General features: G+C 73.3%; 20 protein-coding genes. 12 read left to right on the top strand and 8 right to left on the bottom strand.

Annotated features, from left to right (window positions below):
- Nucleotides 1–2 precede the first annotated feature (2 nt).
- Complete coding sequence (locus tag E4623_RS07065; protein ID WP_134765828.1) at nt 3–1,070, top strand: alanine racemase; 1,068 nt, start codon at nt 3–5, stop codon at nt 1,068–1,070.
- Here the strand turns inward: E4623_RS07065 and E4623_RS07060 are convergent.
- From E4623_RS07060 to E4623_RS07050, 3 genes are all read right to left on the bottom strand, one after another.
- A complete protein-coding gene (locus tag E4623_RS07060; RefSeq protein ID WP_134765827.1) occupies nt 1,031–2,467 on the bottom strand; it encodes a hypothetical protein in 1,437 nt (478 codons plus the stop codon). The genes E4623_RS07065 and E4623_RS07060 overlap by 40 nt on opposite strands.
- Nucleotides 2,464–4,764, bottom strand: coding sequence for a transglycosylase domain-containing protein (locus E4623_RS07055; protein ID WP_134765826.1), 2,301 nt, complete (start codon nt 4,762–4,764; stop codon nt 2,464–2,466). The genes E4623_RS07060 and E4623_RS07055 overlap by 4 nt, the downstream gene beginning before the upstream one ends.
- Before the next feature lie 361 nt (nt 4,765–5,125).
- Nucleotides 5,126–6,319, bottom strand: a complete 1,194-nt coding sequence (locus E4623_RS07050) for a DUF559 domain-containing protein (RefSeq protein ID WP_209020559.1) — start codon at nt 6,317–6,319, stop codon at nt 5,126–5,128.
- Nucleotides 6,320–6,361: 42 nt separating this feature from the next.
- Here E4623_RS07050 and E4623_RS07045 point away from each other — a divergent pair, with 42 nt between their 5' ends.
- Both E4623_RS07045 and E4623_RS07040 read left to right on the top strand, forming a co-directional pair.
- Nucleotides 6,362–6,937, top strand: a complete 576-nt coding sequence (locus E4623_RS07045) for a PadR family transcriptional regulator (RefSeq protein ID WP_134765825.1) — start codon at nt 6,362–6,364, stop codon at nt 6,935–6,937.
- 66 nt (nt 6,938–7,003) lie between these two features.
- Nucleotides 7,004–8,089: an inositol-3-phosphate synthase gene (locus E4623_RS07040; RefSeq protein ID WP_134765824.1), complete on the top strand. Its 1,086-nt coding sequence runs from the start codon at nt 7,004–7,006 to the stop codon at nt 8,087–8,089.
- 66 nt (nt 8,090–8,155) lie between these two features.
- On the opposite strand, the gene E4623_RS07035 is transcribed toward E4623_RS07040, so the two are convergent.
- Nucleotides 8,156–9,223 (bottom strand): MerR family transcriptional regulator, encoded by a 1,068-nt coding sequence (locus tag E4623_RS07035; protein WP_134765823.1) that lies wholly within the window; start codon nt 9,221–9,223, stop codon nt 8,156–8,158.
- Between the two features lie 293 nt (nt 9,224–9,516).
- Nucleotides 9,517–10,980: a CCA tRNA nucleotidyltransferase gene (locus E4623_RS07030; protein WP_134765822.1), complete on the bottom strand. Its 1,464-nt coding sequence runs from the start codon at nt 10,978–10,980 to the stop codon at nt 9,517–9,519.
- Nucleotides 10,981–11,036: 56 nt separating this feature from the next.
- On the opposite strand from E4623_RS07030, the gene E4623_RS07025 reads away from it, so the two are divergent.
- From E4623_RS07025 to trxA, 7 genes are all read left to right on the top strand, one after another.
- A complete protein-coding gene (locus E4623_RS07025; protein WP_134765821.1) occupies nt 11,037–13,355 on the top strand; it encodes a DUF6049 family protein in 2,319 nt (772 codons plus the stop codon).
- Complete coding sequence (murJ, locus tag E4623_RS07020; protein ID WP_245154950.1) at nt 13,352–15,484, top strand: murein biosynthesis integral membrane protein MurJ; 2,133 nt, start codon at nt 13,352–13,354, stop codon at nt 15,482–15,484. The genes E4623_RS07025 and murJ overlap by 4 nt, the downstream gene beginning before the upstream one ends.
- A gap of 90 nt (nt 15,485–15,574) precedes the next feature.
- Entirely contained in the window at nt 15,575–17,554 is a 1,980-nt protein-coding gene (locus tag E4623_RS07015; protein ID WP_134765820.1) for a protein kinase family protein, read from the top strand.
- A complete protein-coding gene (sigM, locus tag E4623_RS07010) occupies nt 17,547–18,233 on the top strand; it encodes an RNA polymerase sigma factor SigM (protein WP_134765819.1) in 687 nt (228 codons plus the stop codon). Before E4623_RS07015 ends, sigM begins: the two co-directional genes overlap by 8 nt.
- Before the next feature lie 34 nt (nt 18,234–18,267).
- Complete coding sequence (locus E4623_RS07005) at nt 18,268–19,014, top strand: hypothetical protein (RefSeq protein ID WP_134765818.1); 747 nt, start codon at nt 18,268–18,270, stop codon at nt 19,012–19,014.
- A 104-nt stretch (nt 19,015–19,118) separates the two neighbouring features.
- Nucleotides 19,119–20,132, top strand: a complete 1,014-nt coding sequence (gene trxB / locus E4623_RS07000; protein ID WP_134765817.1) for a thioredoxin-disulfide reductase — start codon at nt 19,119–19,121, stop codon at nt 20,130–20,132.
- A gap of 98 nt (nt 20,133–20,230) precedes the next feature.
- Nucleotides 20,231–20,557, top strand: coding sequence for a thioredoxin (gene trxA, locus E4623_RS06995; protein ID WP_134765816.1), 327 nt, complete (start codon nt 20,231–20,233; stop codon nt 20,555–20,557).
- A gap of 38 nt (nt 20,558–20,595) precedes the next feature.
- On the opposite strand, the gene E4623_RS06990 is transcribed toward trxA, so the two are convergent.
- A complete protein-coding gene (locus E4623_RS06990; protein WP_134765815.1) occupies nt 20,596–21,267 on the bottom strand; it encodes a GNAT family N-acetyltransferase in 672 nt (223 codons plus the stop codon).
- Nucleotides 21,268–21,322: 55 nt separating this feature from the next.
- Between E4623_RS06990 and E4623_RS06985 the strand changes: the two genes are divergently transcribed.
- The gene (locus tag E4623_RS06985) at nt 21,323–22,537 is read left to right on the top strand and encodes a pyridoxal phosphate-dependent aminotransferase (protein WP_134765814.1); all 1,215 of its coding nucleotides are present in this window, start codon (nt 21,323–21,325) and stop codon (nt 22,535–22,537) included.
- Between the two features lie 55 nt (nt 22,538–22,592).
- Nucleotides 22,593–23,366: a lysophospholipid acyltransferase family protein gene (locus E4623_RS06980; RefSeq protein ID WP_134765813.1), complete on the top strand. Its 774-nt coding sequence runs from the start codon at nt 22,593–22,595 to the stop codon at nt 23,364–23,366.
- Between the two features lie 77 nt (nt 23,367–23,443).
- Here E4623_RS06980 and E4623_RS06975 read toward each other — a convergent pair whose 3' ends face one another.
- Both E4623_RS06975 and E4623_RS06970 read right to left on the bottom strand, forming a co-directional pair.
- Entirely contained in the window at nt 23,444–24,424 is a 981-nt protein-coding gene (locus E4623_RS06975) for a ParB/RepB/Spo0J family partition protein (protein WP_134765812.1), read from the bottom strand.
- On the bottom strand, nt 24,421–25,371 hold the full coding sequence (locus E4623_RS06970; protein ID WP_280633641.1) for a ParA family protein: 951 nt from the start codon (nt 25,369–25,371) through the stop codon (nt 24,421–24,423). Before E4623_RS06970 ends, E4623_RS06975 begins: the two co-directional genes overlap by 4 nt.
- Nucleotides 25,372–25,412 lie beyond the last annotated feature (41 nt).

Raw genomic sequence — 25,412 nt, 5'->3', positions numbered from 1 at the left:
AGGTGTCGCTCACCCTGACCGTCGACGGCGACCGCTGGCGCAGCCACCTGCGCGGCGTCGCCGAGGCGCACCCCGGCCTCGTGCCGGTCGTGAAGGGCAACGGCTACGGCTTCACGCCGGGCCGGCTGGCCCGCAAGAGCCAGTGGCTCGGCGTCGACACGATCGCGGTCGGCACCTACGAGGAGCTGCCCGAGGTCGCCTCCCGCTTCGACGGGTCGCTGCTCGTGCTGACGCCGTGGCGGCCGTTCGTCGCCGACCTCGCCCCCGAGCTGGCCGGCCGGGTCATCCACACGGTCGGCCGGGTCGAGGACGTCGACGCCCTGCTCACCCGGCAGCCCGGCGCCCGCCTCGTGCTGGAGCTGCTGACGTCGATGAAGCGGCACGGCTTCGCCGCCCGCGGGCTGTGGGACGCCGCCGACCACCTGCGCCGGCACCGCTCGGCCCGGCTGGAGGGCGTGGCGCTGCACCTGCCGCTGGCCCAGGGCTCGCACCTGGGCGAGGTGCGACGGCTGATGAACGACGCCGTCGGCGCCGGGCTCCAGCAGCCCGGCCAGGGCGGCCTCGACACGGTCTGGGTCAGCCACCTCACCGCCACCGAGCTCACGGCGCTGCGGACGTCGTACGCCGACTTCACGGTCCGGCCCCGGATGGGCACCGACCTGTGGCTCGGCGACCGCGCGGCCCTGGCCGTGACGGCCACCGTGCTCGACGTCCACGAGGTCGAGCGCGGCGACTCCTTCGGCTACCGCGGTCGGACCGTCCCGAAGGCGGGCCACCTGCTGGTCGTCAGCGGCGGCACGGCGCACGGGATCGGCCTGGAGGCGCCGACCGGCGGCTCCTCGATCAAGGCCCGGGCGGCGACGCTGGCGCGCGGGGGCCTGGACGCCGTCGGGTTCGTGCGCTCGCCGTTCTCGATCGACGACAAGCAGCGGCTCTTCGCCGAGCCGCCGCACATGCAGGCCTCGATGCTCTTCCTGCCGAGCGGCGCGCGGGTGCCCACGGTGGGCGACGAGATCGACGTGCGGGTGCGCTACACCGCGACGACGTTCGACCGCATCGTGCTGTCCTGAGCCTCGTCCCCGCTCCGGCCGGCCGGCGGCGTCTCGGGGTCCTCGACCGGGTCGGCCTCGGGCCACCAGAGGTCGCGCACCACCACGGCGACCAGCCAGCCGGTGCACACGAGGCGGATCACGATGGCGACCCAGTAGAAGCCGGACTGCTCGCCGTCGCCGGGTGAGAGCAGGCCGCCCTCCCACCACGACGTGGCGGCGAGGAAGAACACCTCGCCGGCCTGCCAGACCAGCAGGTCGCGCCAGCGCGGGCGGGCCAGCGCCGCGAGCGGCAGCAGCCAGAGCGCCTGCTGGGGCTCGTAGACGATGCCGAGCAGCGCGTAGCCCGCGACGAGGAGCAGGGCCACCTGGCTGACCCGGGGACGGGCCGGCGCGAGCAGCACGAGCGCGACGACCAGGCCGGTCCACAGGGCGACGAGCAGCCACGACACGACCAGCCCGACGTCGGTGGCGAGGCCGGCGGTGTCGGCGACGATCCGCCACAGCGAGCCGCGGTCGGCGCTGCGCTCGAACGTCGCCGACCAGGCCCGCTCCCACTGCGTGCGGCCGGTGAGGAACGCCGGCGCGTTGAGGACCGCCCAGGTGCCGACCGCCGTGACGACGGTCGGCAGCACCCACGTCGCCCGGCGCTCGGTGACGGCGACGAGGAGGAAGGCGGCCAGCACCAGCACCGGCCAGACGCCGGCGGCGGCCCCGACGCCGAGCAGGGCGCCCGCGAGCACGCCGCGACCGCGGGACCAGGCCCACAGCGCCCCGGCGACCGCGGCCACCGCGAGCAGGTCGAAGGAGATCGCCCCGGCGACGGCCAGCACCGGGGCGGCGGCGAACCCGGCGGCGTCCCAGGGACGGCGTCGGTGGACCGCGGCCAGCGCGGCGGTCGCGAGCATCGCGACGCCGGCGAGCAGGACGGCGTTGACGGCCATGAAGAGCGAGCGCTCCGCGGCGGCGTCGTCGGACTGTGCGACGGTCGTGGCCGGCTGCCGGTAGCGCTCGGAGATGTCGGGCGAGCCGCTGAGGAGGTGCGTGACCCGGGCGGTGGCGTAGGTCCACAGCCCGACCAGCGCGGGCTCGTCGGTGACCGGGTACCGCTCGCGCGTCGCCTCGTCCCCCGACCACGGCCAGGCGAGCTCCACCAGGCCGGTGCCGGTGTACTCGTCGGCCACCTCGGAGCTGCAGGCGTGGGTGAACCTGTCGGCCTGCTGCGGCGACCAGTCGTCGTTCGCGCAGGTGGTCTTGGTGAGCAGCCCGAGGGCGAAGGTCAGCGCGGTGATCGCGAGCAGGACGCCGAGCACGCTGAACGCCCCGCCGCGGGCGGCGCGCTCCCCGAGCGGCCCGCCGACCGCCCCGCTCATCCCCGCCACGACCGGGTCGTCGTGGGTCGGGTCGACGTGGGTCACCGGACGGCGAGGGTCCGACGGGTCCGGGACGGACGGCGCCGCGGGGCACGGGAGCGCTCACGCGGGTTGGCCGGGACGGCCGGCGCCGCCGGCGACGTGGGCGGGGCCGACGTCTCCGGCGGGTCCGGCGGGGTGGAGGTCTCCGGCGGGTCCGGCGGCGTCGAGGGCGGCTGCGTCGTGGTCGGCGGCTCCTGGGTCGGCTCCGACGTCGGCGGGTCGCTCGTCGGCGGGTCCGGGTCGATGCTCGGCGTCTTCGGGGGCTGGCGCGTCGTGGACGGCGCCGGCGGCGGCGGCGTGTACGGCGCGTGGCCCTCCGAGGGCGCCTCGCCGTCGACGAAGGCCGGCTCCGGGAAGTCCTCGGGGTCGACCCCCTCGAGGTCGCGCTCCATGATCGCCTTCCACGTCCTGGCGGGGTAGTTGCCACCGAAGTAGCCGTCGACCCCGTCGTCGGAGGCGGGCACCCAGTCGTCGAGCTGTCCGTTGCCGACGCCGCGGACCATCATCACCGCGGTGGACAGCTGCGGGGTGAAGCCGACGAACCAGGACGACGACACCGCGCCGCCGTCCTTGGTGGCGGTGCCGGTCTTGCCGGCGATCGGCCGGCCGTCGTCGAGGTTGGCGCGGGTGCCCGACCCGGCCTCGGTGACCTGCTGCATCGCGTAGCTGACGTCGGAGGCGATGTCGGCGCTGATCGCCCGGTCTCCGGTGACCTTGTGCTCGTAGAGCACGTCACCGGCCTTGTTGACGACCTTCGAGATCACGTGGACGTCGGCCGCGACGCCCTCGTTGGCGATCGTGGCGTAGCCGTTGGCCATGTTGATCGGGCTGACGGTCTGGGACCCCAGCGCGACACCGGTGACCGGGTCGAGCCCGGGCGAGGACGTCGGGATGCCGTAGGCCCCGCGCTTCCTCGCCTTGGCCGGGGGGATCCCCATGGCCTCGGCGGTCTCGATGATGCTCTCCGGCCCGTCGTCCATCGCGAGGGTGAGGTCGATGAAGGCGGTGTTGATGGAGTCCTCGGTGGCCTGGGTGAGCGAGACCGAGCTCCCGTAGTCCTCGTCGCCCTGGTTCTCGACCTCCGCGTCGGTGCCCTCGATCTCGTAGGGCGAGTTGCCGTCGAAGGTGTCCTTGAGCGCGAAGCCCTGCTTGAGCCCGGCGGCCACGGCGAACGGCTTGAACGTCGAGCCGGCCTGGCCGCCGGCGACGGCCCAGTTGAGCTGCGACTCGAGGAAGTCCTGGCCGGCGTAGAAGCCGCGCAGCGCGCCGCTGCCCGGCTCGACGGTCGCGGCCGCCATGTGCAGGTCCTTCGCACCCGGGAAGCCCTTCGGCCGGACCTCCTCGACGCCCTCCCGGGCGGCGTCCATCGCCTTGCTGGTCAGCGTGGTGGTGATCCGCAGCCCGCCGCCGTCGATCTCCTCCTCGGTGAACGGGACGCCGGTCTCGGAGTTGGTCAGGCCGAGCACCTGGTTCTTGATCAGGGTGAGCGCGTGCCCGGTCTGGCCGCCGTAGCTGTCCTCGACGTCCTGCTCCGGGAACTTCGGCAGCTTGCGCCGGGCCTGCTCGGACTCCTCGTCGGTGATGTAGCCCTCGCTCGCCATCGCGCCGAGGACGTACTCGTAGCGGCCCTTGAGCTCGAGGCGGACGGCCTTGCCGTCGGCGGGGTCGAGCCCGTTGGGGTTGTTCAGGACGCTGGCCAGGACCGCGGTCTCGCGCAGGGTCAGGTCGGCGGCCTTCTTGCTGAAGTACACGTCGGCGGCCGCCTCGATGCCGTAGGCGCCGCGGCCGAAGTAGATGGTGTTGAGGTAGCCCGTGAGGACCTGCTCCTTGGAGTACTCGCGCTGGATCTTCAGCGAGAGGATCGCCTCCTTGACCTTGCGCTCGTAGCTGCGCTCCTGCGTCAGGTAGAGGATCTTCACGTACTGCTGGGTGATCGTGGACGCGCCCTGCTGGGAGCCACCGCTGGCGTTGTTGAACACCGCGCGCAGGATGCCCTTGGGGTCGATGCCGTTGTTGGTCCAGAACGACTGGTCCTCGGCCGCGACGACGGCGTCCTTCATGTTCTGCGGCATCTCCTCGTAGGAGAGCGAGTCGCGGAACTGGGTGGCGAAGCGACCGAGCTCGGTCTCGCCGTCGTCGTAGTAGACGAAGGTGGCGTTGGTGAGCAGCTCGGCGTTCGGCTCGGGGATGTCGGTCGTCTTGTAGAGGTAGACGAACCCCGCGATCCCGATCAGGGTCAGCACCAGGCCGGTGATGAAGCCCCACTTGAACACCTTGAGGACCCGGCGCTTCCAGGTCATCGGGGGCCGCGGCTCCGCGTCGCGCTCCGCACGCCGACGGCGGAACCTGCCCAGGAACCCACCCGAACCCGACGTCGCCGCGTCGGACCTGCGCTTCCCTGCCACTGTCACCTCATCGCTCGTCTGGGCGCGCCGGACCTGTCGGCACGATTCATCAGGGTACGCAGGCGCTGGGGAGGCGTCCCAAAGCCGAGCGTTGCTCGGGCGTCGTCCTGCTCGGCCGGCCCCACGCGTGCAATTGCCGCAGATTGCTCGACTCGTCGTCCCGGAACCGGCCAGATCGCGGCAATTGCATCGCTCCTGCCAGGTCCGCCGGCCGCACAGGGGCGGGCGACCGTCCCAGCACGGTCGCTCGGCCGCGTCAGCTCGGGAAGTGCTCGCGCCAGGTCGCGTCGATCGCCGGGACGCCGTCCATCCCGCGCTCGACCAGCTGGCGGCGGACGCGCTCGAGGGTGCGCCCGGGGGACCGGAAGACGCCCTCGGCCGTGACCACGAGGATCCGGTACCCCTCGTCGTCGAGCTCCTCCCGGCGATCGAGGTCGCCCTGCCACTGCCTCGTGTCGGAGGCGTGCTGGCGCCCGTCGTACTCGACGATGAGTCGGATGCCGGGGTAGTACAGGTCGAACCTGCGGCGCAGGCTCCCGTCCTCCCAGAAGGTCCGGTGGTTCACGACCGGCTCAGGCAGGCCGGCCAGCACGATCAGCATCCGCAGACGTGTCTCCATCGGCGAGTCGACCCCTTCCCGGACGAACAGCGCGGCGGCCAGCGCACGCTTGCGGTAGTAGTCGGTACTGACCTGGCACGCGCGCACCAGCTGCGCCGGGCTGGTCCGACACCGCCGCACGAGCGCGTCGCCCAGGACGACGAGGTCGACCAGGCCCAGCTGGCCGGCGCACGCGATGAACGTGGTGATCGGATCGGTCACCCGCACCCCCTGGGCCAGGACGATGCGGCGGCGGCGCGTGGTGACGTGCGACTTGATCTCCCGGCGGTAGCGGCGGTCCTTCTGGCGGAAGACGGTGACGTGGGCGAATCCCGGGTCCGGCACGGGCAGTCCGAGAAGGACCGCAGCGGAACCGTGACTGGCGCAGGCGTCGGCCGGGTGGATCAACAGCGCGGCCTTGATCAGCGTCGTCGGGCCGATGGCCGACGACAGCACATGGACCCCCGGCACGATCTCGGCGAAGCGCTTCTGCCTCACCATCCGTCGTGAGTAGCCCGCGGCGACGAGCTGCGCGCAGGTGAAGGGCTCGCTGAGGTCGAGACCGGGATCCGGGTCGGGGCCCTGCCGCAGTGCGCTCACCCGCAGCACGGTGCCCGATCTGCGCACCCGGGGTTTTCGTTCTCCACAGGCATCGACGGCTGCCCTGCCCGCGGGAGCGTTGACAGACCGGGCTGAGCCGCGCAATTGCCGCAGATTGGCCATTTCGCGCGACCAGAACTGAGCCAGCCTCGGCAATTGCACGGATCTGGACACGTCGAAACAGGCAGGACCAACCCACTGCGCACCCGTCCCTGGCCACGCCCGCAGCCCGCGTACCTCGACGCGAACCATCGGTGATTCCTATTCGCTGGATATATCGCTACGATGCATCGCATGGCACGACGCGGAGAGTCCATCGAGCTGGCCGTCCTCGGTCTGCTGCACGAGGGACCCATGCACGGGTACGAGCTGCGCAAGCGACTCAACCTGATGCTCGGGTGGGGGCGGGTGCTGTCCTACGGCTCGCTCTACCCGACGTTGAAGAAGATGCTGCGCGGCACCCTCATCGAGGAGCTCCCGCCGGAGATGACCCCGGTCTCCCGGCGTCCGAAGATCGTCTACCAGGTCACCCCGGCCGGGACGGCGGAGTTCGAGCGCCTGATGTCCGACGTCGGACCGGCCGCCTGGGAGGACGACGACTTCGGCATCCGGTTCGCGTTCTTCGGCCGCGCCGACATGGAGATCCGGCTGCGGGTCCTCGAGGGCCGGCGCACCCGGCTGCAGGAGCGGCTCGACCGCGTCCAGTCGCAGCTGTCGATGACCGAGGCGGAGGTCGACCGGTACTCGGCCGAGCTGCAGCGCCACGGCGTCGAGTCCGCCCAGCGCGAGGTCCAGTGGCTCTCCGACCTCATCAACGCCGAGCGCAACCAGCAGCAGCACGGCCCGGCAGCACCGCCGGCCACCCCGTAGCACCATCCGTTGCACCACCCGACGGTCCCGTCCGGGACCACCAGCAGATCCACGAAAGGTATCCCGATGGGTTCGGTTCGAGTAGCAATCGTCGGAGTCGGCAACTGCGCCAGCTCCCTCGTCCAGGGCGTCCACTACTACCGCGACGCCAACCCGGCCGAGACGGTCCCCGGGCTGATGCACGTGGCCTTCGGCGACTACCACGTCTCCGACATCGAGTTCGTCGCCGCGTTCGACGTCGACGACAAGAAGGTCGGCAAGGACCTCTCCGAGGCCATCAACGCCTCCGAGAACAACACGATCAAGATCGCCGACGTCCCGACCCTGGGCCTCGACGTGCTGCGCGGCCCGACGCTCGACGGTCTCGGCAAGTACTACCGCCAGACCATCGAGGAGTCCGGCGCCGACCCCGTCGACGTCGTGCAGGTCCTCAAGGACCGCCAGGTCGACGTCATGGTGTCCTACCTCCCGGTGGGCTCCGAGGAGGCCGACAAGTTCTACGCCCAGTGCGCCATCGACGCCGGCGTCGGCTTCGTCAACGCTCTGCCCGTCTTCATCGCCTCCGACCCGACCTGGGCCAAGAAGTTCGAGGACGCCGGCGTCCCGATCGTCGGCGACGACATCAAGAGCCAGGTCGGCGCCACCATCACCCACCGCGTGATGGCGAAGCTGTTCGAGGACCGCGGCGTCGTGCTCGACCGCACCTACCAGCTCAACGTCGGCGGCAACATGGACTTCAAGAACATGCTCGAGCGCGAGCGCCTGGAGTCCAAGAAGATCTCCAAGACCCAGGCCGTCACGTCGAACCTGACCGGCGAGCTCGCCGGCAAGATCGACAGCCGCAACGTGCACATCGGCCCGTCCGACTACGTCGCCTGGCTCGACGACCGCAAGTGGGCCTACGTCCGCCTCGAGGGTCGCGCCTTCGGCGACGCCCCGCTCAACCTCGAGTACAAGCTCGAGGTCTGGGACTCCCCGAACTCGGCCGGCATCATCATCGACGCCCTGCGCGCCTGCAAGATCGCCATGGACCGCGGCATCGGCGGCCCGATCATCAGCGCGTCGTCGTACCTGATGAAGAGCCCGCCGGTGCAGCTGCCCGACGACGAGGGCCGCGCCCGCGTCGAAGCCTTCATCGCCGGCGCCGAGTGACCTGATCCACCCGCACCACCGCCGGAGGGCGGGCGTCCCGCACGGGACGCCCGCCCTCCTCGCGTCTCACAGGTCGACGACGACCACCGCGTAGTTGTCGTCGGCCCCGGCGGCCAGGACGGCGGCCTCGACGGCCGCCGCGACGTCGTCCGGGCCGGTGTCGGCGACGAGCAGGTCGGCCAGGGCGGCCGGCGCGAGCCGGCCGTGGACGCCGTCGGTGGTGAGCACGATCCGGTCGCCGGGGCGCAGGGCGTGGACGCCGAGGTCGGGCTGGTAGGCGCCGCCGACGGCGATCGCCCGGTTCAGCTGCACCCGCCGCTCGTCGAGGCGGGCCTCCTCGGCGGTGAGCCTGCCCTCGTCGACGAGGGTCTGGACGACGGTGTGGTCGCGGGTCAGCCGCTCCAGCCGGCCGTCGCGCACGAGGTGGCCGCGGGAGTCGCCGACGTGGGCGAGGACCGCCTGGTCGTCGGCGAGCAGCACGGCGGTGAGGGTGCAGCCCGCACCCGGCCGGTCGGCGTACCGCTCGGTCACGAGGGTGGCCGCCGCGGTGACGGCGGCGTCGAGAGCCGCGACGGGGTCACCGGCCCGCTCGACCTCCGCGAGCCGGGCGACGACGACGGCGCTCAGGCCGTCGGCGACGTCCCCGATCCCGTCGGCGACGGCGTACACCCCGTCGCCCACGAGGACGGCGTCCTCCTGCGTGCGGCGGGCGCCGATGCCCTCCCGGGCGGCTGCGCGGGGGTGGGTCAGGACGGTCGTGCCGTGGGTGGGGGTCATGTCGTGGTCCTCCGTGCTCAGTGCTGCCACGATGTCTGCGACCAGTGCCCGCGCCGACGCGGTGTCGGCCTCGACCTGGCGCCAGTACGACGTCAGCTCGGCCGCCGCCGCGCCCGGGGCCCGGTCGACCAGGTCGGCGACGACCCGGATCCGCGCCAGCGGCACCCCGGCCAGCCGGAGCCGCGCCACCAGCCGGGCCCGGTCGAGCTGGTCGACGGCGTAGCGCCGGTAGCCGGTCACCGGGTCGACGTCGACCGGGACCAGCAGCCCCGAGTCGTCGTACAGGCGCAGCGCCTTGGCGCTGAGCCCGCTGGCGCGGGCGACGTCGCCGATGCTCAGCAGCCGGTCGTCGGTCACGGGTCGCTCCTCGTGGTCCGGCGAACGGTTCGCCGGTCCCTCGAGGCTGGAGCCTGCCCCAAGGACAAGGTCAAGCACCCGTGGACGCGGATCCCGCACGTCCGAGATCCTCCGGCCGCTCGGTGGGTCTCCGTGTCGGCGTCAGCTCCTGGGTGGCCATCCCGCGCAATTGCCGCGAATTGGGCAGCTCCCACGGGGCGGGACCGAGCCAGCGTCGGCAATTGCGCTGACTGGCCACCGCGGAGGGCCGCACCGGCCACGCCGGCTCGGATCCCGGACGACCCGGACCCCGATCAGGACGACGGGCGCTCGGCCCACCACGCGAGGAGCGCGGCGCGGGCGGCGTCCTCGTCGAGCGGGCCGCGGTCCAGGCGCAGCTCGAGCAGGAACCGGTAGGCCTCGCCGACCTCGCGGCCGGGACCGACACCGAGGATCTCCATGATCTGGTTGCCGTCGAGGTCGGGGCGGAGGGAGGCGAGCTCCTCCTCCTCCGAGAGTCGCTCGATCCGCGCCTCGAGGTCGTCGTAGGTGCGGCGGAGCCGGTCGGCCTTGCGCTGGTTGCGGGTGGTGCAGTCGGCACGGGTCAGCACGTGCAGACGGGCGAGCTGGTCGCCGGCGTCGCGGACGTAGCGGCGCACCGCGGAGTCGGTCCACTCCCCCGAGCCGTAGCCGTGGAAGCGCAGGTGCAGCTCGACGAGCTGGCTCACCGCGGCGATCTCGTCGTTGGAGAACCGCAGCGCCTTCATCCGCTTGGCCGTCAGCTTGGCCCCGACGACGTCGTGGTGGTGGAAGGTGACGGTGCCGTCGTCGAGGAGCCGGCGGGTGCGCGGCTTGCCGACGTCGTGCATGAGGGCGGCGAAGCGCGAGACGAAGTCCGGGCCGCCGTCGACCGAGAGCCGCGGCTCGAGGTCGATGGCCTGCTCGAGCACGGTCAGGGTGTGCTCGTAGACGTCCTTGTGCCGGTGGTGCTCGTCGCGCTCCAGCTGCAGCGCCGGCAGCTCGGGCAGCACCAGCGCGGCCAGGCCGGTCTCGACCAGCAGGGTCAGGCCCAGGCGGGGGTACGGCGCGCAGATCAGCTTGACCAGCTCGTCGCGGACCCGCTCGGCGGAGATGATCGTGATCCGCTCCGCCATGGCGGTCATCGCCGCGACGACCTCGGGTGCCACGGTGAAGCCGAGCTGGGCCGCGAACCGTGCCGCGCGCAGCATCCGCAGCGGGTCGTCGCCGAAGGAGTCCTCGGGCCGACCCGGCGTGCGCAGCACCTGGTGGGCCAGGTCGACGATGCCGCCGAAGGGGTCCTCGAAGCCGCGGCCCGGCACGCTCACCGCCATCGCGTTGACGGTGAAGTCGCGCCGGCCGAGGTCGCCGGCCAGCGTGTCGCCGTAGGCGACGACCGGGTTGCGGGACGCCGGGTCGTAGGTCTCGGAGCGGTACGTCGTCACCTCGACCATCCAGTCGCCCTTGCGTGCGCCGATGGTCCCGAAGTCGCGTCCCATGTCCCACAGCGCGTCGCCCCAGCGCTTCAGGATCCGCTCGGTGACCTCCGGCGGCGCGGAGGTGGTGAAGTCGAGGTCGGTGTGCGAGCGGCCGAGCATCGCGTCGCGGACCGGCCCGCCGACCAGGTGCAGCTCGTGGCCGGCGTCGGCGAAGAGGGCACCCAGGCCGTCGAGGAGCGGGGCGAGCCGGTCGAGCTCGCGGTCGACCCGTCGCTGCACCTCGACGATCGAGAGCGGTTCCGGGTTCGACGGGGCAGGCACGGCGCGGAGTCTACGGAGTGCACGGGGCGCCGGTCCCGGCCGGATACCCTCGTCGTGTGGTCCGACCTCCGACGTTCTTGCGCGCCCTCGTGGCCGCCGCAGGACTCGTGACGGCCAGCACCCTCGCCGGGCTCGGTGCCACACCGGCCACAGCGGTCCCGGCAGCCCCGGCGCCCGCCCCGGCCGAGGTGGCCACGGCCGCGCCCAGTACGGCCGAGGCGGACGACGTCCGGGCGGGTGCGACGCCGCTGGCCGTCCGGATCAAGACCCTCTCGCCCTCGACGCTGCCGGCCGAGGGCCCGGTGCGGATCAGCGGGACGGTCACCAACCGCACCGACGAGGTGTGGAGCGACGTCCGTGTCTACACGTTCTTCGGCGACGGCACCGACGACGGCGCGATGCGCACCCAGGCCCAGCTCGACGCCGCCATGGACGTGCCGGCCGACGCCGAGCTCGGTCAGCGCCTCACCGACGTGGGTCGGGTCCCGACCATCGAGGGGATCGCCCCGGGTGAGGAGAGGCAGTTCGCGGTCACGGTGCCGGCTCGCGAGCTGACAGTCACCCGCGCCGGGGTCTACTGGTTCGGCGTCCACGCGATGGGAGCCAGTGCGTCGTCCCCCCGCGACGACAAGGCCGACGGACGAGCGCGCACGTTCATGCCCTACGTGCCCCGTCGCTTCGAGGAGACGCCGCTGCCCGCGGCGATCGTCGTCCCGATCACCGCTCCGGTGCGCTACGCGGGGGACGGCTCGCTCGCCGCGGTCGAGACCTGGCGGCGCTGGCTGGCACCCGAGGGTCGGCTCTCCCGGCTGCTCGGCTTCGTCGAGGCCGGCTCGACCCCGGTCACCTGGCTCGTCGACCCCGCGCTGGTGGACGCCGTCGGGCTGCTCGCCCGGGGCAACCCGGCGCGCAGCATCGAGCCGACCGCGGTGGCCCCGACCGACGGTTCCACCCCGACCGACACTCCGAGCCCGACCGAGGAGCCGTCCGCGGACGCCGAGCCGGTCGGCCCCGAGGCGCTGGCGGCCACCGCCTGGCTCGAGCGGTTCCGCGACGCGGTCGCGGGCGACGAGGTGCTCACCCTCCCCTACGGCAACGTCGACGTCCCGGCCGCCGTCCGTCACGACGAGCGGCTGCTCGACCTCGCCCTGGCCCAGCGGAGCACGGTGCTGGCCGACCTCGGCATCGAGTCCAGCCCCGGCGTGATGTCGCCCAGCGGCTACCTCGACGCCGCGAGCATCGCCGCCCTCGATCCCGAGACGACCATCGTGGTGACCGACCGGATGCTCGACACCCTCGGCGGCGGGGCCGGCGGGACCGCCGCGGGCGCCGAGCGCGACCCCGAGGCGCCTGCGGTCGCCTCCGTCGAGGGACGCCGGCTCGTCGCGGCGTCGTACGCCGTCGACCAGGGCAGCCCGGGACCGGGTCCCTCACGCACGTCGGTCGGGCTGCGCCAGCGGTTCCTCGCCGAGGCCGCCGTCCGGCTGGTCAAGGGCGAGCCGCGCCCGCTGACCGTCGTCCTCCCGCAGGGGTGGGGCCTCAACGACCCGCTCGGCTTCTTCTCCGGACTCGACGTGCCCTGGCTCGACCTCGGCACCGTCGCCGACCTCGACGAGGCCACCGTCGCCACGCCGGTCGACGTCGACGCGCTCGACTACCCCGGCGTCCAGGAGCAGCGCGAGCTCGACCGCACGACGTTCGACGACGTCGCCGCGCTGATCGAGGCCGGCGACGTCCTGCAGAACGTGCTCCTCGACAACAACGACGTCGGCGCGGTGCTCACCGAGGAGGCGCTGACCGGGCTCTCGTACGCCGGGCGCGCCTCGCAGTCGACCACCCAGCTCAGCCTCGGCCAGTCCCTCACCTGGGTGCAGAGCCTGCTCGGCGGGGTCGAGATCACCACGTCCCCGGGCGTGACGCTCTCCGGGACGTCCGGACCGGTGGTGGTCACCCTCGACAACACCCTCGACCACGCCGTCGAGGTCCGGGTCCGCGGCAAGTCCGACTCCGGGATCGAGATCACCGGCCCCGACCGGATCGAGCTCGCGGCCGGCAGCCGCACGACCGAGCTCCTGACGGCGCGGACGACGACCAACCGGGTGCACAACGTCGAGCTGGTCGTGACCGACCTCGCCGGCAACGAGCTCGGGTCGGCGGCCGAGGTGCCGGTCCGGTCCGCACAGGTCAGCGACGTGATCTGGCTGATCATGGGCACCGGCGCCGGGCTGCTGTTCCTCGCGATCGCCGTGCGGGTGGTCCGGCGGGTCCGGGCCGCGCGCCGGGGCGAGGCACCCGACCTCTTCGCCACCCGCGCCGAGCAGACCGAGGCCGCCCGGGCCAGCGGCGAGCAGTCCGAACCCGCCGAGGTGCCGTGACCGGGCCGGGCGGCAAGCACCGCGCACCCGGCCGGCCGCTGGGGCCGGACGGCGAGCCCGCCGTCCCCGACGAGCGCGCCGGGCAGCCGAGCCCGCACGACCCGACCATGGAGCGACTGGTGCCGGCCCCGGTCGAGCGGTACGTCGAGACCGAGCCGGTCCCGCCGCCGCCGACCCGGGTCACCCGGGCGGCCGAGAGACCCGCCGAGGCGCGGCGGACCGACGCCCAGCCGGCCGAGAAGCAGCCGGCCGGCACGCAGCAGTCCCGGCCACCCGTCGGGCCACCTGTCGGGCCACCCGTCGGGCCGCCCGTCGGGCCGCCGCGACCGCCGGTCGTCGACCGGGAGCCCACCCGCGCGATCCCGATCGTCCGCCGCCAGCAGCGGCTCGCGCAGTACTACCGCGCCGACGTGCCGGACGACATCGACCCGGGCGAGTCGACGACCAGCATCCCGGTGATCCGCTCCACCACCGAGGACGACGACGGCCAGCGCACCGTGCTGGCCAACAGCGCGGTCATGGCGGCCGGCACGATCGTGTCGCGGCTCAGCGGCTTCGTCCGCTCGGCGCTGCTGGCCGCCGCGCTCGGGGCGAGCCTGCACGCCGACATCTTCTCGATCGCCAACACGGTCCCCAACATGCTCTACATCCTGCTCGCGGGCGGGGTGTTCAACGCCGTCCTCGTCCCGCAGCTGGTGCGGGCGATGCGCCAGGACCCCGACCAGGGCGAGTCCTACACCAACCGCGTCGTCACCCTCGCCGCGCTGTTCCTGGCCACGGTGACCGTGGCCCTCGTCGCCTTCGCGCCACAGGTGATGTCGCTCTACCTCGACGCCGGGTTCGACGGACCCGACCGTGCCGCCCACCTCGAGTCGGTCATCACCTTCGCCCGCTACTGCCTGCCCCAGGTGTTCTTCTACGGGATGTTCGTCCTGGTCGGGCAGATCCTCAACGCCCGCGGCCGGTTCGGGCCGATGATGTGGGCGCCGATCGCCAACAACGTGATCTCGGTGGCCACCCTCGTCGTCTACCTCGTCGTCTTCGGGCCGGCCCGGGGCGCCGAGACCACCGGCCCCTACTCCAGCGGCCAGGAGCTCCTGCTCGGCGTCGGGTCGACGATCGGCATCGCCGCCCAGCTCGTCATCCTGGTGCCCTACCTCAAGCGGGCCGGGTTCACCTTCCGCCCCCGCTTCGACTTCCGCGGGTCCGGCCTGGGCCACACCTTCCGGCTCGGGACGTGGACGGTGCTCTTCGTCATCGTCAACCAGGTCGCCTACACCGTCGTGGTGCGGCTCGCGTCCGCCGGCACGGTCGACGGCGGCGACGGCACCGGCTACTCGATCTACTCCTCGACGTTCCTCATCGTGATGGTGCCGCACTCGATCATCACGGTGTCGCTGGCGACCGCGATCCTGCCGCGGCTGTCGGAGCAGGCGGCCTCCGGCGACCTGCACCGCCTCGGCGGCACGCTGTCGTCGTCGTTGCGGACGACGCTCGCGGTCGTCGTCCCGTTCGCGGCGCTGCTGCCGCTGGTCGCCGAGGACGTCGCCCAGGTGATCTGGGGCCACGGCGCCGCGGCGGACCAGTTCGACCGCTACGCGCCGTCGCTGGCGCTCTTCGGACCCGGCCTGGTGATGTTCACCGTCCACTACCTGATGCTGCGCGGGTTCTACGCCCTCGAGCAGACCCGCGCGGTCTTCTTCATCCAGTGCGCGGTCTCGGCGGTCAACATCGTCGCCGCGGTGGTGCTGGTGCGCGCCGCGGACGCCGTCCACACCTCCCCCGCGCTCGTGCTGGCCTACCTCGTCTCGTACGCCGTCGGCGCCGCGATCTCCTACGCCGCCCTCGCCCGACGGGTGGGCGGCCTCGACTCGGCGCGGCTGGTCAGGTTCCTCGTCCGGCTGCTCCTCGCCGTCGGTCTGGCCACCGCCGTCGCGGGCGCCGTCGCGCTGCTCCTGGGCCGGGTGCTCGGCGACCCGCACTGGATCGTCGCCGGGCTGCGGGGCGGCGTCGTCGCCGGCGTCGAGGTGGCGGCGTTCCTCGTCGTGGCCCGGATCCTGCGCCTGGGCGAGGTCACCGAGGTGATCCACACCTTCACCCGCCGCCTGTCCCGCGCCCAACGAGCCTGAACCGTCCTACGATGAGGGCCCGGCCGCGGGCCGCCCCCGCCGCCCGTCCGTCCTCACCCCCCGTCCGTCAGCATCCAGGAGACACGTCAGGTGCCGCACGCCACCCGACCCGGTGATCTCCTCGGCGACCGCTACCGCCTGGTGGACCTGCTGACCGAGAGTGGCGGCGGCCGGTTCTGGCGGGCCCACGACCGGATCCTCGAGCGCCACGTCGCCGTCCACGTGATCGCCGCCGGCGACGAGCGGGCGCCGGCGCTGATGGCGGCCGCCCGCCGCTCGGCCACGGTGCTCGACCGCCGGATGCTGCGGGTGCTGGACGCGGAGGTGACCGACGAGGTCTGCTACGTCGTCAACGAGTGGGGCTGGGGCACCTCCCTCGACATCGTGGTCACCGGCACCGGCCCGCTCGGCCCCCGCCGGGCGGCCTGGCTGGTCGCCGAGGTCGCCGACTCCCTGGCACTGGCGCACGAGGCCGGCGTCGCGCACGGCCGGCTCAACCCCGAGAACGTGCTCATCGACCGCGCCGGGGGCATCCGGATCATCGGGCTGTGCGTCGACGCGGCGCTGCACGGCGTCACCGACGTCGCGACCGAGCAGGCCATCGAGACCGACGTCGAGGACCTCGCCGGACTGCTCTACTGCGCGATCACCACGAAGTGGGCCGGCCCGTCGCGGTCGATCGTCGCCGCCGCGCCCTGCGTGAACGGCGAGGCGCTGCGACCGCGCCAGGTGCGGGCCGGCGTCCCCCGCCCCCTCGACGCGCTGTGCGACGACGTCCTGCACCACACGGCCGCCGGCGACCGGCACCGCGAGACCAGCGAGCTCGAGGTCAGCGCGCGCGGGATCGCGGAGTTCCTCTCCGAGTTCGTCGGCGACGGCACCGGCATGCCCGAGGCGCTGCTCGCCGCGACGCCCGACGTCCTGCCCGACGAGGAGCAGGTCGTCCTGCCGCCGGTGCCCGAGCTGCGACCCCACCTCGCCGACGAGCCGCCGGAGCCGATCGGGACCCGGACCGTGGTGGCGGGCCTCCCGGTCGTCGCGGCCGGGCCGCCGACCTCCGCGGCCGACGGCCGGGCCGAGCCGGGCCGGCCGGGCAGCGCCGGACCGGCAGGCGCCGCAGAGCCGGGCGACGCCGACGACATCACCGAGGACCGCCCCACCGAGGCCGGCGTCCCGATCTTCGGCGACGACGACGACGTGTCCTGGCTCCAGCGCCGCACGACGCCCGCTCCGCCCCCGCCCCCGTTCGTCGACCCGCCCGAGCGGCCGCTGTTCGCCCCCGCGCCGGCCGCCGGCGAGCCGGTGCGCGTCCCGCGGGCCGGCACCCGCACGAGCGGGTCGGGCCAGGAGTTCTGGCCCTGGGACACCGGCACCGGGGCCCCGGTCACCACCGGCACGACTCTCGCCACGGTCGAGGACGAGCCGGTCCCGGGCCGCACCTTCCTGCGCCTGGCGACGATGATCGCCGCCGTCGTCGTCCTCGTCCTGGCCGTCGTGGTGGCCGTCAACCTCGGCCGCGGCAAGAACGTCCTCGGTGGCGAGCCCGACCCCGCGCCGTCGCCGTCGCCGTCGGCGACCACCGGGGCCGCCCGCCTCGACGGCGCCGTCCTCACCGGGCTGACCGCGACCGGGTTCGACCCGCAGGGCGCGAGCGACGACGACGGCGCCGAGAACGACTCCACCGCCCCGAACGCCGTCGACGGCGACCCAGACACCACCTGGACGACGCTCACCTACAACGACCAGCTCGGCCCGCCTCCCGGCCTCAAGACGGGCGTGGGCCTGCTCCTCGACCTCGGCGGCGAGCGCACCGTCACCGACGTCGACCTGACCCTCGACGGCGCGCCGACCGCCGTGTCGCTCTACGTGAGCAACGGCGTGCCCGAGGGCGTCGCCGACCTCGACCCGGTCGCCGAGGGCACCGCCGAGGCGGCGCGGCTCAGCCTCCCGACGGTGTCGCGCGGAGCCGGCGTCCGCGGCACCCACCTGGTCGTCTGGCTGACGTCGCTGCCCCGCGTCGACGGACGGTTCCGCGGCAGCGTCGCCGAGGTGGTGGTCCGCGGTGAGTGAGGCCCTGGCCGGCCGCAGCGACCCCGAGCTGCTCGCCGCGCACGTCGCCGGTGACCCGCAGGCCTTCGGCGAGCTCTTCGGCCGCCACCGCGACCGGCTCTGGGCCGTCGCGCTGCGGACGATGGGCAACCCCGAGGACGCCGCCGACGGCCTCCAGGACGGCATGGTCGCGGCGTTCCGCCGGGCGGCGTCGTACCGGGGCGAGGCCCAGGTGACGACCTGGCTGCACCGCGTCGTCGTCAACGCCTGCCTCGACCGCCTCCGGGCCGCCAAGGTCCGCCGCGCCGAGGCGCTGCCCGACGACCTCGAGGAGTACGGCGGCCGCGGCTCGCTCGCGACGTCCACCCGGTCCGACGCGGAGATCGACCCGGCCGACCTCAGCGTCGCCGCCGAGCAGCGGCGCCAGGTGCTCGCCGCGCTGCAGCAGCTCCCCGAGGAGCAGCGCGCGGCCCTGGTGCTGGTCGACATGGAGGGCTACCCGGTCGCCGACGTCGCGCGGATGCTCGACTGCGCGGTCGGTACCGTGAAGTCGAGGTGCTCGCGCGGTCGGTCCCGGCTCGCGGTCCTGCTGGCCGACCTGGTGCCGCCCGCACGTGGCCCGGCTCACCCGCCACCACGGAACCCGCCGCCGCCGGGCGCCGTCCCACCCTCGAACCCGCCACGCGGCCCACCGGCCTGAGCACGCCGACCTCCACCACCAGCGAGAGAGACCCATGTCCGACGAGCAGCCCGAGGCGACACCCGAGCAGCAGGCGCAGGTGCGCCGGCTGCTCGCGGAGGCACGCCACACCGAGCCGTTGCCGCCCGAGGTGGCGCAGCGGCTCGACGGCGTGCTCGCGCAGCTGGTCTCCGAGGGTCCCCGGGCGATCGACCCTCCCCCACCGTCCCGACCCGCCCCGGTCGACGAGCTGGGCGCCCGTCGGCGGCGCCGGGTGACCGGGCTGCTCGCTGCGGCCGCCGCGGTCGTGGTGGTCGGGGTCGGCATCGGGCAGGTGACCGACCTCTCCGGCGGCGGCAGCGACGACAGCGGCGGCGACGCGAGCTCCGGCGGCAGCATGTCCGACTACGCCGACGCGGAGGACGCCCCCGGCCGCCAGTCCGAGGCTCCCGAGGCGGCGCCGTCCGAGGCGACGTCGGACCCCGGGGCGCCGCCGTCCACGAGCGCCCGGCCGCCGACCGTCTCCGTCGACGCCTTCGCCACCGACGCCGCCCGGTTGCGCGGGCGGGCCGTGGTCCGCGCGGACGCCGGGACCGTCGTCACCGGCGCCGACCTCAGCGCGGACGCGATGTTCCTCTGCGACGCCACCCCGACCGGTCCAGGCCTGCTGCTCGGCGTCGAGTACGAGGACCGGCCGGCCGTGCTGGCCTACCGCCCGGCCCGCGGCGACACCCAGCCGGTCGAGCTGCTGCGCTGCGGCACCGGCGACGTGCTGCGCTCGACGGTGCTGCCCGCGCCCTGACCACCCGGTCGGCCGCGGCCTCCGGGGAATCCCGCTCGCCTACGATCGGTTCCACCAGCGAGACCCGAACACCCGAGCACCCAGCCGAGGAGCGCACCACTTCCATGTCGACCCGCAACGTCATCATCATCGGCTCCGGCCCGTCCGGCTACACCGCGGCCGTGTACGCCGCGCGCGCCAGCCTCGAGCCCCTCCTCTTCGAGGGCTCGGTCACCGCCGGCGGTGCGCTCATGAACACGACCGAGGTCGAGAACTTCCCCGGCTTCCGCGACGGCATCATGGGCCCGGCCCTGATGGACGAGATGCGGGCCCAGGCCGAGCGCTTCGGCGCCGAGATGATCGCCGACGACGTCGTCGAGGTCGACCTCTCCGGCGACGTCAAGGTCGTCAGGACCGCCACCGACACCTACACCGCCCGCGCCGTGATCCTGGCGATGGGCTCGGGCTACCGCAAGCTCGGGCTGCCCAACGAGGACGCCCTGTCCGGTCGCGGCGTCTCCTGGTGCGCGACCTGCGACGGGTTCTTCTTCCGCGACCAGCACATCGCCGTCGTCGGCGGCGGCGACTCCGCCATCGAGGAGGCGACCTTCCTGACTCGGTTCGGGTCCAAGGTGTCGCTCATCGTGCGCCGCGACGAGCTGCGCGCCTCGAAGATCATGCAGGAGCGGGCCTTCGCCGACCCCAAGCTCGACATCGTCTGGAACTCCGTGGTCGAGAGCATCAACGGCGCCGAGAGCCTCGAGTCGGTGACCCTGAAGGACACCGTGACCGGCGAGACCCGCGACCTCGACGCCACCGGGCTCTTCATCGCGATCGGGCACGACCCGCGCTCGGAGCTGCTGCCCGGCCAGGTCGACCTCGACGAGAACGGCTACGTGCTCGCGGGCCACACCGAGGGCCACCCCAGCACCGGCACGAACCTGCCCGGCGTCTTCGCGGCCGGCGACCTGGTCGACCACCACTACCGCCAGGCCATCACCGCCGCCGGCACCGGCTGCGCGGCCGCGCTCGACGCCGAGCGCTACCTGGCCGAGCTCGACCACCTCGGCGCCACCAGGTCGGCGCCCCCCTCCCCCGCCGAGGCGCAGGAGCGGGCCGACGAGGTCGCCGCACTCTGACGTCGCGCACCGGGGGCACCGCACCGGGAACACCGGCCGCACCCCTGGCGTTGTGCCAGTACACCGAGACATCCGAAGCAGCAGAGAAGGGAAGCACCGTGGGCAACATCGCAGCCGTCACCGACGCCGAGTTCGAGGCACAGGTCCTCAAGTCCGAGAAGCCGGTCCTGGTCGACTTCTGGGCCGAGTGGTGCGGCCCCTGCCGCCAGGTCGCCCCGATCCTCGACGAGATCCAGTCCGTTCACGGCGAGAAGATCACGTTCCTCAAGATGAACGTCGACGAGAACCCCGTCACCCCGTCGTCCTACCGGGTCACGGGCATCCCGACGATCAACGTCTACCAGGGCGGCGAGGTCGTGCGCAGCATCGTCGGCGCCCGCCCCAAGGCCGCGCTCCTCAAGGAGCTCGAGGAGTTCACCGCCTGAGACGCGGCTCCTCCACGCAGCACCCGACCCCGGACGCCTCAGGCGTCCGGGGTCGCTGCTTCTCGCAGGGACCGCGCCGGGGCGGGCGACGTCCGGGGCCGCACCGCCCCGACCAGCCGCTCGACGGCCGCCTCGACCTCGTCCCTCCAGGTCAGGGCCGAACGCAGCTCCATCCGCAGCCGCGGCGTCGTGGGGTGGGCGCGGTGGGTCTTGAAGCCCACCCGGGCCAGGAAGTCGGCGCTGACCACGCACCGGCCCCGGGAGCGGGTGTCACCGAAGGCCTCGACGGCCCGGATGCCGCCGCGCTCGACGAGGTCACGGGCCATCGCCTGCACCAGGGCCCGGCCCAGCCCGCCGCCGGCGTGCTGCGGGGCGACGTAGGCGGTGGTCAGCAGCACGGCGTCCGGTGAGACCGGCGCCGTCGGGTGCGCGGCAGCGCCCGGCACGAAGGCCGGCGGGGCGTAGACGACGTAGCCGACCGGGGCGTCGTCCAGCAGCGCCACCCGCCCGCACGACCCCCACTCGCGCAGCACGTGGGAGAGCCAGGCCTCCTTCTCGGCGACGGCGCCCGCGACGGGGTCGTCGGTCCGGTCGAGCCGGGCCCGGCGCACGGGGTCCAGCTCCCAGCGGACGCACCCGTGGCACGGCACGCCGACCCGACCGAGCGCCTCGAGGCGGTCGGGCGTCAACCGGACCATCCGGCGCGTCATGGCTCCAAGGGTAGTGCGGCAGCGCGGCCGCGGGGTGACCTGCGAGGATGCCGAGGTGCGTCAGATCCGCCAGAGCAAGAAGCTCCACGATGTCCGCTACGACGTGCGGGGTCCGATCCTCGTGGAGGCCCAGCGCCTCGAGGCCGAGGGCCACCGCGTCCTGAAGCTGAACATCGGCAACCCGGCGCCGTTCGGCTTCGAGGCGCCCGAGGCGATCCTCGCCGACGTGGCCCACCACCTGGCCCACTCGCAGGGCTACAGCGACTCCCGGGGCATCTTCTCCGCGCGCACCGCGGTGGCCCAGTACTACCAGCAGCGCGGGCTGCGCGAGACGACCGTCGACGACGTCTTCATCGGCAACGGCGTCTCCGAGCTGATCTCGATGGTGCTGCAGGCCTTCCTCGACGACGGCAACGAGATCCTGGTCCCGGCGCCGGACTACCCGCTGTGGACCGGGGCGGTGACCCTGTCGGGCGGCACGCCGGTGCACTACCTCTGCGACGAGGAGAACGGGTGGAACCCCGACCTCGCCGACATCGAGTCGAAGATCACCGAGAACACCCAGGGCATCGTCATCATCAACCCGAACAACCCGACCGGGGCGGTGTACAGCAAGGAGATCGTGGCCGGCCTCGTCGACATCGCCCGCCGGCACGAGCTGGTCGTCTTCGCCGACGAGATCTACGAGAAGATCCTCTTCGACGACGCCGTGCACCACCACGCGGCCGCCGCCGCCGGGGACGACGTCCTGTGCCTCACCTTCAGCGGGCTCTCGAAGGCCTACCGCGTCTGCGGCTACCGCGCCGGCTGGGTGATGATCTCCGGTCCCCAGGAGGTCGCGACCGACTTCCTCGAGGGCCTGACCCTCATCGCCAACATGCGGATGTGCGCCAACGTGCCCGCGCAGCACGCGATCCAGACCGCCCTCGGCGGCTACCAGTCGATCGAGGAGCTGATCGTCCCCGGAGGACGGTTCTACGAGCAGAGCATGCTGGCGCACCGGTTGCTCAACGAGATCCCCGGCGTCTCGTCGGTGCGGCCGAGCGGCGCCCTCTACTGCTTCCCCCGGCTCGACCCCGCCGTGTACGCGATCGAGGACGACGAGGCGTTCGTCATCGACCTGCTGCGCGCCAAGAAGCTCCTGGTCACCCACGGCACCGGCTTCAACTGGCCGCGCCCCGACCACTTCCGGCTGGTGACCCTGCCCGACGTCGCCATGCTCGAGGAGGCGATCGGCCGGATCGCCGACTTCCTCGCCACCCGCCGCTGACCGCCCGCCGCCCGCTCCACCTCATCGCCCTGTCCCACCGTCCAGGAGCCACCGCATGCGCGACCTGACCTACCCGCCCGTGATCCTGACCGCGAAGACGTTGTTCCGTGCTCTCGGACAGACCTTCCAGATGAGCGGCACCGAGCACGTCCCCCGCACCGGCGGCGTGATGCTCGCGGTGAACCACATCAGCTACGTCGACTTCGTCTACGGCGGCCTCGCCGCGAACCCGTCCGGACGGCTGGTGCGCTTCATGGCCAAGAAGGAGATCTTCGACCACCCGGTCGGGGGGCCGGTCATGCGCTCGTTCCACCACATCGAGGTCGACCGGGGCGCCGGCGTGGCCTCGGCGGCGAAGGCCGTCGAGTACCTCCGGGCCGGCGAGGCGGTCGGCATCTTCCCCGAGGCGACCATCTCCCGCTCCTTCCAGCTCAAGGAGTTCAAGACCGGCGCCGTGCGGATCGCCGCCGAGGCCGGCGTCCCGGTCGTCCCGGTCATCCTCTGGGGGACGCACCGGATGATGACCAAGGACCACGACCGCGACTTCGGTCGCGGCAAGACGATCGCGGTCAGCTGCGCCCCGCCGCTGCACCCGACGGGTGCGGACCCGGTGGGCGAGACCGCGACGCTGCACCGGGTGATGACCGCGCTGCTCGACGAGACCATCCGCACCTACCCGGCCGCCGAGCAGCCCCCCGGGTCGTGGTGGCTGCCGGCGGCGTACGGCGGCAGTGCGCCGACTCCCGAGGAGGCCGTCCGCCTGGACGCCGAGGAGAAGCGTGCTCGCGCCGCCCGGCGGGCCGAGCAGCGCGCCGCGAAGCGGAAGTAGCGACCGACCCCGACGAGTCTACAAGTCGCTTTGTCTACTTATCGACTTGTCGACAAGTAGTTCTTGTGCGGTGAGACCTAGATCGGGCGGTCGTCGCGGTTGCGCGGGTCCATCACGTCGACGATGCGGCGCAGGTCCTCCAGCGTCGCGAACTCGACGGTGATCTTGCCCTTGCGCTGACCGAGGTCGACCTTCACCCGGGTCTCGAGGCGGTCCGACAGCCGCTCAGCGAGGTCGGCGAGCCCGGGAGCCACCGGCCTGCTCCGCGTGCGCCGGGTGCGTCCGGACAGCTCGCCGTCCGCGACGGCGACGATCTCCTCCAGCGCGCGCACGCTGATGCCCTCGGCGACCACGCGCTGGGCGAGCCGGTCCTGCAGGTCGCCGTCCTCCACGGACAGCAGGCTGCGAGCGTGTCCCGCGGAGAGGACGCCGGCGGCGACGCGGCGCTGCACCGCGGGACTCAGCCGCATCAGCCGGAGCGTGTTGCTGATCTGCGGTCGCGAGCGGCCGATCCGGGTGGCGAGCTCCTCGTGGGTGCACCCGAAGTCCTCCAGGAGCTGGGCGTAGGCAGCCGCCTCCTCGAGCGGGTTGAGCTGGCTGCGGTGCAGGTTCTCCAGGAGCGCGTCGCGGAGCATGTCGACGTCGTCGGTCTGCCGCACGATCGCCGGGATCGCGGTGAGTCCGGCCTGCTGCGAGGCGCGCCAGCGGCGCTCGCCCATGATCAGCTCGTAGGCGTCCGGTCCGGTGCGCCGCACCACGATCGGCTGGAGCAGCCCGACCTCCGTCACCGAGTGCACGAGCTCGGCCATCGCCTCCTCGTCGAAGACCTGGCGCGGCTGGACGGCGTTCGGCACGATCTGGTCGATCGGGAGCTCGGCGAAGTACGCACCGGCGACCGGGGCCAGGCCCTCGGGCGCCGACTCGTCCCCTCCCCCTCCCCCGGCGCCGGACGAGGGCGACCGGTCGGCCGGCGAGGCCGCCGACGGAGGCGGTCCGGTCGGGATCAACGAACCCAGCCCACGGCCCAGGCCCCGACGCTGCCCGGACGAGCCGCTCATCCGTGCACGCCCTTGGTCGCGATCTCGCGGGCCGCCTCGAGGTAGGAGAGCGCGCCGGGCGAGCCCGGGTCGTAGGTCATCACGGTCTGGCCGTACGACGGCGCCTCGGAGACCCGCACCGAGCGCGGGATGTTGGTGCGGAGCACCTGGTCACCGAAGTGGCTGCGCACCTCCTCGGCCACGCCGGCCGCGAGCCGCGTGCGGGCGTCGTACATCGTCATCAGGATCGTGGAGACCGCGAGGTCCGGGTTGAGGTGCGCGCGGACCATGTCGACGGTCTCCAGCAGCTGCCCCAGCCCCTCGAGGGCGTAGTACTCCGCCTGGATGGGGATCAGCATCTCGTCGCCGGCGACCAGCGCGTTCAGCGTGAGCAGGCCCAGCGACGGTGGACAGTCGATCAACACGTAGTCGAACCGGTCCTCGCCGGCCAGGGACTCAGCACCCACGAGCGGGTGGGCGTGGATCGCCTTGCGCAGGCGTCCCTCGCGGGCCACCACGCTGACGAGCTCGATCTCGGCGCCGGCCAGGTCGATCGTGGCCGGGACGACGTACAGGGAGGGCAGCTCGGGGCAGGGCTGGGCGATGTCGACCAGCGCTCGGCCGTCGACCAGCGCGTCGTAGGTCGACGGCACGCCCCGCCGGTGCTCGATGCTGAGCGCCGTGGACGCGTTGCCCTGGGGGTCGAGATCGATGACCAGGACCCGCTGGCCGAGCTGCGCCAGGGCGGCGGCGATGTTGACCGTCGTCGTCGTCTTGCCCACGCCGCCCTTCTGGTTGGCGACGACCATGACCCGCGTGCCGCGCGGGCGGGGGACGGCGCTCAGGCTGCCCCCGGTGCTGGTCGTGGTGCGCCGGGCCAGCAGGGTGTGCTGGGCAGCGCGCGCCAGCGGGGTCTCCTCGGAGTCGAAGCCCGCGTCGTACGACGCGAGGTCGCCGGCGGTGCGCACGGTCGGTCGGCCCGTCGGGCGGCCCGTGGGTCGGCTTGGCG

Source organism: Nocardioides sp. 1609 (assembly GCF_004522105.1).
Taxonomy (GTDB): Bacteria; Actinomycetota; Actinomycetes; order Propionibacteriales; family Nocardioidaceae; genus Nocardioides.
This window is presented reverse-complemented; position numbering and strand designations above follow the sequence as displayed.

Bases quoted from the DNA above. Each gene is read 5' to 3' on its own strand.
- E4623_RS07055 (WP_134765826.1), bottom strand. From the start codon at position 4,764: ATGACCTGGAAGCGCCGGGTCCTCAAGGTGTTCAAGTGGGGCTTCATC.
- E4623_RS07050 (WP_209020559.1), bottom strand. From the start codon at position 6,319: ATGGTTCGCGTCGAGGTACGCGGGCTGCGGGCGTGGCCAGGGACGGGT.
- E4623_RS07045 (WP_134765825.1), top strand. From the start codon at position 6,362: ATGGCACGACGCGGAGAGTCCATCGAGCTGGCCGTCCTCGGTCTGCTG.
- E4623_RS07040 (WP_134765824.1), top strand. From the start codon at position 7,004: ATGGGTTCGGTTCGAGTAGCAATCGTCGGAGTCGGCAACTGCGCCAGC.
- E4623_RS07005 (WP_134765818.1), top strand. From the start codon at position 18,268: ATGTCCGACGAGCAGCCCGAGGCGACACCCGAGCAGCAGGCGCAGGTG.
- trxB (WP_134765817.1), top strand. From the start codon at position 19,119: ATGTCGACCCGCAACGTCATCATCATCGGCTCCGGCCCGTCCGGCTAC.
- E4623_RS06990 (WP_134765815.1), bottom strand. From the start codon at position 21,267: ATGACGCGCCGGATGGTCCGGTTGACGCCCGACCGCCTCGAGGCGCTC.
- E4623_RS06980 (WP_134765813.1), top strand. From the start codon at position 22,593: ATGCGCGACCTGACCTACCCGCCCGTGATCCTGACCGCGAAGACGTTG.
- E4623_RS06975 (WP_134765812.1), bottom strand. From the start codon at position 24,424: ATGAGCGGCTCGTCCGGGCAGCGTCGGGGCCTGGGCCGTGGGCTGGGT.